4 protein-coding genes and 1 pseudogene are annotated in these 7,615 nt (G+C 67.9%); 2 read left to right on the forward strand and 3 right to left on the reverse strand.

Annotated features, from left to right (window positions below; genetic code table 11):
• From D473_RS0118285 to D473_RS0118295, 3 genes are all read right to left on the reverse strand, one after another.
• Entirely contained in the window at positions 1 to 2,118 is a 2,118-nt protein-coding gene (locus D473_RS0118285) for a UvrD-helicase domain-containing protein (protein ID WP_017610499.1), read from the reverse strand.
• Between the two features lie 175 nt (positions 2,119 to 2,293).
• The gene (locus D473_RS0118290; protein ID WP_017610500.1) at positions 2,294 to 3,946 is read right to left on the reverse strand and encodes an N-6 DNA methylase; all 1,653 of its coding nucleotides are present in this window, start codon (positions 3,944 to 3,946) and stop codon (positions 2,294 to 2,296) included.
• A 485-nt stretch (positions 3,947 to 4,431) separates the two neighbouring features.
• Positions 4,432 to 6,342, reverse strand: coding sequence for a DUF2075 domain-containing protein (locus D473_RS0118295; RefSeq protein WP_241474818.1), 1,911 nt, complete (start codon positions 6,340 to 6,342; stop codon positions 4,432 to 4,434).
• A 367-nt stretch (positions 6,343 to 6,709) separates the two neighbouring features.
• On the opposite strand from D473_RS0118295, the gene D473_RS28555 reads away from it, so the two are divergent.
• A complete protein-coding gene (locus D473_RS28555; RefSeq protein WP_017610502.1) occupies positions 6,710 to 7,132 on the forward strand; it encodes a hypothetical protein in 423 nt (140 codons plus the stop codon).
• Between the two features lie 233 nt (positions 7,133 to 7,365).
• Positions 7,366 to 7,615 (forward strand): annotated as a pseudogene (locus D473_RS27720) (UvrD-helicase domain-containing protein); the annotation flags it as partial.

The following is a 7,615-nucleotide window of genomic DNA, read 5'->3' on the forward strand; positions in this document are numbered from 1 at the left end:
TCAGGCCCGGGACAGCACTGTTTCCAGGAACGGGCTGGGTTCCTGGTGCCAGCTCACGCTCAGTTGCTCACGAGCACGCGTGCACGCCACGAACAGAAGACTGCGTTCCCGCAGCAGGTCGCGCGCGTGCGCCCCCGGATCCTCTTCGTGCGGGGTGATGCTGCGGGGCGCGGGCAGCTGGTCCTCGCCGGCACCCACCACGGCCAGGCAGCGAAACTCCAGCCCCTTCATGCGGTGCATCGTGCCGACCGAGACCCCGGCGCTGCCCTCGGCGGACGTGCGCGCCAGCGCGGTGGCCTCCACCTGCGCTTCCTCCAACGCGAGCAGCGCCTGCTCCACGGCCCGGTTGGAGCGCGCGGTCACCCCGATCTCGGCGGGCAGCACCCCGGCCCCGATCCAGGAGCGGACCTTCTCCTTCAGGTGGCCCAGTTCGGCTTCCCAGGTGGCCAGGCCCTTGGCCACGGGTTCGTCCCCGTGCATCTCCGAGCGGCACCCGTCCAGGGAGTCCTGCACGCCGTCCAGGTCCTGCACCGCTTGGGCATGCATCAGCCCCAGGCTCCACCTGAGGATCTCACCGGTGGTGCGGTAGTTGATCCGCAGCTTCGACGCGCGGCCGCGCACGTTCACCCCGACCTCGCCGAGGGTGATCTTGGGGCCGTAGATGCGCTGGTGGGTGTCCCCGGCGATGAACAGGTCATCGGCCTCCTGTGGCACGCAGGCCCGCAGCAGGCGCCACTGTCCGGCGTGCAGGTCCTGGGCCTCGTCCACCACCACGTGTTGGAACGGTTTGTCGGCGTCGGGGCGTTCGGCGAGCAACCGGGCCGCCTCTTCACACACCGTCTCGTGGGTCCATAGGCCCTGCTCGGACAGCTCCTTCCGGAACCCCCACACCGCTTGCCACACCAGCGCCTTCTGCGCGGGGCCGAGCCCCCGGCCCCGGCCGGTGCGTTTGACCTGCAGGTACTCCGAGGCCGAGTCGACGCGCTGGGCCAGCACCACCTGGCGCCACTCCTGGGACAGGAACGCGGGGGACAGGTCCGCGTCCAACCCGGCGATGATGCGCTGCCACAGCTCCTTCTCCCGGGCCGCGGTGAGCAGCTGCGGCCTTCCGTGCGCCTCCCGGAACACCCGGTGGGCCAACCGGTCCACGTGCTCCACCCGCACCCGCTCGGTGGCCTCCGGTGCCCCGGTGGTCTCCGCCAGCAGGGCGAGGTTCTGTTCCAACGACTCGGCCAGGGTCGAGGTGAACGTGGTCAGCAGCACCGGGCCACGGCCGCGCAGCGCCAAGCGGTGGGCGCGGTGCATCGCCACGACGGTCTTGCCGGTGCCCGGGCCGCCACTGACCCGCGCCGGCCCCCGGTAGGAGGCCTCCACCACCGAGCGCTGGGCCGGGTGCAGGTAGATCCGCCACAGGTCGAAGGGGTGTTCCAGGGCGGCCATCAGCTCCTCGGGGCCCTCCACCAGAGCCACCCGGTCCGAGCTGCGCCGTACGGCCGCGTCCAGGTCCTCGGGGTCGATCCGTTCCTGGACGAGCGCCGCGCCCATCTCGGCCCAGACCTCCTCCGGGCTCATCCCGGCGCTCAACCCGTACAGCACCTCCCACTGGGGCGGGGGCAGCAGCCCGCGTGCGGCCTCCAGCTGGAAGGTGTCGGTCAGGGTGCGCGCGAAGGTCAGTGTCTGTTCGTCCACCCCCAACCGGGCCAGGTCGGAATCCTTCACGTGTTCCAGGAGCCGGGCCGGTGCCTTGCGAGCCATCCGCTCCATGTGCGGCAGGCTGGCGTCCAGCGCGGCCACGTCGCGGATCTCGATCCCGCCGGTGGCCGTGTTCACCGAGGCCTTGCGGCGCTTGGCCCAGTCGTAGGCGTCGTCGTGCGGCAGCACCTTGAGAAGGGTGTAGGTGTCGCCCTTGGCCGGGGCGAGGACGACACCGCGCCAGAATTGGTCGATGCGGATGGTGCGGAAGCGGTCGTCGCGTGCACCGGAGATCTTCTCCAGGTGCAGGCCCGTGTGGGTGGCCTGGTCGAACTTGGCGAAGACCTCGCTGACACGTTCCCGGACCGGTTTTTCGAGGGTGGCGAACTCGGTGAGGAAGTCCTTGTCGAGTGCGAGTCGAGGCAACGGTGGGGGTCCTAGCGAATCGGGGGAGTCAGGTGCCGCTGTCAGGAGGATGACGGGCCGGGGCCTGGTTCACTTGGAGACGATACGGGAACCGTGCTCCGAACGGGCCCGGGGCACGGAAGACGGAGAAGGAGCATGCGCGCCGGAGCGGGTGCGAAACGCTGCTGCCTCTGCGTCAGCGGGCATCGTCGCCGTCCTCCCGAGGGGCGAGCATGCCCGAGGTCAGCCCTTCCCGGCCGAGTTCGGCGGCCCGCTCGGCCAGCGCCGAGAGCTCCTTGGCCCTGCGTTCGAACTCGGCCACGGCACGGAAGGCCGCCCCGTACCGCCGCTGTTCCTCGGTGCTCATCCGGGGCACCCGTGCCGAGCGGGCCTCGGTCCGGTGGGTGCCGCTGGCCGAGGTCGAACGCCGGGTGTTGGCCGCGCTGTTCAGGAAGCCGCGCAGGTAGTCGGTGTCGACCCGGCCGTCCGTGGACCGCGGCGCCTGGCCCTCGAGATCGACCAGTCCGGCCTCGGCCAGATCGGCCACCCGCACCTGCGGGCCCAAGTGCTCGGCCGAGCCCGGCGCGAGCTCGGGCAGCGCCTCGGTGAGTTCGGCGACCAGGCGGCGCAGCTCGTCCCTGGCCTGGGTGTAGATCTGCGGGAGTTCCTCGAGGTCGGGCGCCACGTGCCGGGTGGGGCTGAGGTCGACCTCGTCGTCGAGCAGGTCGATGGGAAGGACCTCGGCGCTGGGCGCGCCCTCCAGGTCCCAGGGGCCCTCCGCGGGGTACTGGGTGAGGTCCCACATGCGGATCGCGCCGGCCGCGCCCTCCTCGCCGTCGGGGCGCCGCATCAGCCACAGGTGCACGGGTTGGGCGTGGGTGGCGGCCAGGCCGGCCGGCAGGGCGATCACGTCGGTGAGCAGGCCGCGGCGCAACAGTTCGGATCGGATGCGCCGTCCGGTCCGCCGGTAGGCGCAGGAGGTGGACAGCACCACGGCGCTCTGCCCGCCCGGTGCGGTGTGGGCGTAGGCGTGCTGCAGCCAGGCCAGCTCACTCTCTGCCTTGGGCGGCAGCGCCAGTTCCCACCGGGGGTCCATGAGCAGGTCCTCGCGGCCCCAGTCGGCGGTCGGTGGGGGCGGATCGCACACCACCAGGGCGGCGCGGTGCTCGGGCCACTGGTCCTGGCGCAGAGAATCACCAGTGCGGATCTCGGTGGGGGAGTGGCCCTCGACCGAGGCGCGGGCCAGAGTCAGCCGGGCGGCGTCGGGGTCCAGGTCCTGGCCGGTGCGGCGTGCGTCGGGGGCACCGGCCGCGAGAAGCAGCGCCCCCGTGCCGCAGGCGGGGTCGAACACGGTGGCCGCGGCGTGGTCGGTGAGCGCGGAGACCGCGCGCACCAGCGCACCGGTGGAGACCACGGGTGTTCCGGAGCGCTCGCTGGAGGCGCAGAACCTCTCGGTCAGGGCCCGGGAGAGCTGCGCGGGCCGCTGCTGCTGCGTGAGCGTGTCGATGAGCTCCACCGAAGCCTCGTCCAGATCGCCCCGGGACCCGGAGTCCAGGTACTCGAGGACGTCGGCCAGGGCTGCGGACATGTGCTGGGGGTGGGTGCCGCGCAGGCGGTGCCACAGCTGGACCTCCAGCGACTCCTCGCCGACCTTGTCGTGGTGCTCCAGCCACGCGCGCACGTCGCCGAGCGCGAACAGGGGGCTGGAGGAGGTGCCGCCGATGGAAGCGGGGAAGTCCTCGTACCGCCGGCGCCAGTTGGAGACGGCCGCCCGGGTGACGCCTGCGACGCGGGCGATGTCGGCGGCGGTGACCTGCTGGTCCTCGGTGGCATGGGAGCGGGAGTCCATGTGTGCACAGTACACGTGTTCGGAGCTCAGCGGCAGGGTGAGATGTTTGCATAGTCAACACCTGTTGGTTTCAATCGGGCTGTTCCTCTGCCCGGTGAAGATCCCTGTGCCATCCGGATCTGGCGAAGGACGTCCAAGAAGGAGAGATACCTGTAATGCTGGGGATTTCGGAGGGGTTGGGCCGGTGTCGGTGTGGTCTTTCGAGGGGGTTGCCCCTCCTCCGCTCACGATTTATGTTTGCGTTGTTAACATGTGCACTAGGTCAAGGTTTCAGTTCCTGTGCGCAGGGCCGGAGGTGGGGCTCCCCTGTTCCGCCGGTGCCGTGCGGACGGTGGTCACACACGTGTGGCGTGTGACGGCAGTGGTAGAGCGCGAGGATGCAGCGATGGATCAGCAGATGGTGGCGGGCCGTTTCCGACTCAAGGGATTCATCGGCCGCGGCACCCCACCCGCTAACACGCACTAACTCGTAACACCGCACTCGCTCAAGCAGCCCCCGGAACGATCGACGTCCGACTCGGCCCAATGAGGCCGTTCAGGAATTTCTGGGTCTCAAGGTCTGTCGAAAACAGGAGGGTTCCGCGCATGCCACGGGTCATCAGGACCTTGTAGGTGTTCCTGATCAACACTTCAGCTTCTTCGTCGGTTGGTTTCTTCAGGAGCTCGGGGTCGCGGCTCGCACTCCGGTCGATCACGAGATGGCCATCACGGAACACGAGGTCGGGGCCGATGATCACGCCGGACCAGTCGTACTCGAACCCTTGAGCCGTGTAGACACACCCTACCTGGTCGAAGCCGCCTTCTTCGGTCGCCCACAGTGCGCTGGGCGGTGCACCGAACTGCCATTGCTCCAGGCGACTGTTCCAGGGACGCGCCCAGTCTCCGATGCGAACGTCCTGCTTCAGCGGCTGCCCTTTCTCCGCCTTACTCCACGGCCAGCAGTACCCAGCACTCAAGCGAGCCGAGTACCCCGCGTCGAGGGCCTGGCGGAGTTCGTCTTCCATGGCGGAGGGGGTAGAGGCAGAGGACAACGTGAAGTTCTCGTCTCCTTCCCACGGGATCGGTCCTCCAGGTGTGAGCCCGAGGAGCCGTAGGACCCATTCCTCGTACTTCGCACTTCCGCCGCAACGGAATTGTCCGTCGAGTCCGATCTGATGGACGATAATTCCCTGGCGCTCGGCGTGCTCGCGGATGGTATCGACCGTCCCCATTTCCCCGGGGCGAACGACCTGGTGTTCGTCCAGGAGGAACACAGGGACTCGCGCCGCAGCGAGCAATTCGTCGACCTGGGGGCGGCCAGCGCGCAGTCTTTTTCGAGTGAAGCGGTGCACAGATGTCTCACGAATACGATGCGCCTCGTCGCAGATCAGCACGTCGAATTCGTTCGGCCGTGTTTCCATAAACTGGAAGAAGTACTTGAACAGGTTCTTGGTACGCTCGCTGCGCCAGCCGGCGACACGACGCATGGTCTGTGTGAAGGCGCGAGACCCGGTTGCGTGTAGGGTCCCCAAACCTTGGCGGGAGAGTTCGCCCAGCAAGGAGAGAGCGACCACGCTCTTTCCGCTTCCGGGGCCGCCGCTGATGATGACTGCCGTCTTCTGGTTCTGCTCGTGGGCGCGTTTGACCGAGTGGAGAACCGTTTGGAACGCCGCTTGCTGCTCGCCCAGGAGGGTAAACTGGGAGCGATCCTTCACTTCTTCGGACGCGAACTTCATAAGCTGGCGGCTCGGTCTGATTTTCCCACTCAGGAGTCGGTCCCCAGCCCCAGCCCCCGATTCCGGAGCCAAACGACTCTCAAGGAAATCCAGGAATTTCCCGCGGCTCTGAGCGGTGAACAGAAACCCCTGTTCGCTCTGGGGGAGCTCGAATAGGTCACGTACCGCAGGATCATAGGAATTGTGCAAGTAGGCGACCCCTCGCAGCTGCTTGTCCGCATCGAGCAAAGAAGCGACAAAATCACCGATGTATTCGCAGTACCCCCGTACTTGGAGCACCGGGTGGAGTTTGGGGCCACCCGGCTGGTTGGGGACCAGAACCATGGTCGGGTCCTCCTCCCACAACTCCGCCTCACTCCACTGCTTGAGCTCCACGACGACGTAACTGTCCTCGCCCGTCTGCGGGTGCTGGCCAGCTAGCACCACATCGACGCGCTTGTCGGTCAAGGGGACTTTGTACTCGATGAGCATTTCCACATTACCCAGACCGATGTCGACCAGGTCCGTGGCCAGCACAGGCAGGCTGCGGTTCCAGGAGCGGATTTCGGCGGGCCCGGGTGAATACCTGAACGTATGGCGAACGTGTTCTGCAATGAGATCGCCCAGACCTTCCTCGAGCGAGGAGAAGGAGGAAAGGGTGGAAGCTGATCGCCGAAAGGCCGTCAAGGTGTACTCCAGCACTCCGTGCACAGAATTGGGGATCCAGAGCGGGGGCTGGATCTTCGTAAGCCCTTCGTAGTGTACGTGTGCCCGGGTATATCCCTTCTGCCACCATCGGCCCCACGAAGCCCCAGCCGACCCTCGTCCGGGGCCGTACCGGCGCAGAGAATGTGCAGAGCACGGATCCGCACGAGGCCTGGCTCATCACTCTCGCGAACCCGACCATGCGTCAGTGCCGGTTCCGCCCGTGGCCGGAACCGGCCACCCCCGCATCCGGGCGGTACTTCGTCTCGCAAGGGCCGGGCGCGCACGGCCCCTGTTGTCTATGGTGTCGGCTACGGGATCTCCCCCAGAGCTTCCCCCGGCCCTCTGCCCCGGCAAGGCTCCCGTGCCCCAGCTCGCGATCGCCAAGGACTTCCTCCGGACCTACGCGGACCTTGACAAGAAGCTGCGCAAGGGTGTCGACAACGCCTTGGACAAGTTCGCCGACACCTACTACGCCGGTGGTCAACTGGAGAAACCCGAGGGCGCGTGCGACCCCCGCTGGCGGACCCTGCGCATCAACCAGGGCCACCGGGGCGTGGTGCTGGCGCCCGAGATCGGCGACGTGTACCTCCTGGTCACCGTCCTGGCCCACAACGAGGCCTACCGGTACATCCGCAACCGGTGTCCCTCCGTCAACCAGGTCCTGGGGGTCCTGGAGTTCCGGGACGAGACCGCGCTCGACACGATGAGCAACGCCCTCGCGTCGGCAGTGGCGGCCGAGGGCTCCACGTTGTTCGAGGGCGTGCCGGACAAGCACTTCACATAGCTCGGCATCGACGAGCACACGCTCAGCATCGCCCGGCTGCTCCCCGACGAGAGTCACCTCGACGCTTTCGGCCTGAACCTGTCCAAGGCCCAGCACGACGCGCTGACCGCACTGGCTTCGGGCATGAGCCCGGACGAGGCATGGACCCAGCTCAGCCGCGACCTCGTGGAGAAGGTCGAACCCGGCACGGTCGACCCGGACGACCTGGCCGCAGCCCCGACCAGGCGGTGTTCGTGGAGAGGCCCGACGAATTGTTCATCGCCGGCGACCCACACCAGCGCATCCACGGCCACCATGTGTCCATGGCCCGGGTCGGCATCAACGTGCGCGGGCGCAGCCACCAGTTGACCGTGAGCTACCGAAGCACGCAGGAGAGCCCGAACTGGGTGGTCGTGGTGCTCGGGACCGCGCCGGTCGAGGGGTTCGATGGGGTGGGCACGGGCCCGCACGGCACAGGCGCTCCGAGCGCCCTCACAATCCCTC

Origin of the sequence: Nocardiopsis xinjiangensis YIM 90004 (assembly GCF_000341145.1) — a bacterium.
Classification (GTDB): domain Bacteria; phylum Actinomycetota; class Actinomycetes; order Streptosporangiales; family Streptosporangiaceae; genus Nocardiopsis; species Nocardiopsis xinjiangensis.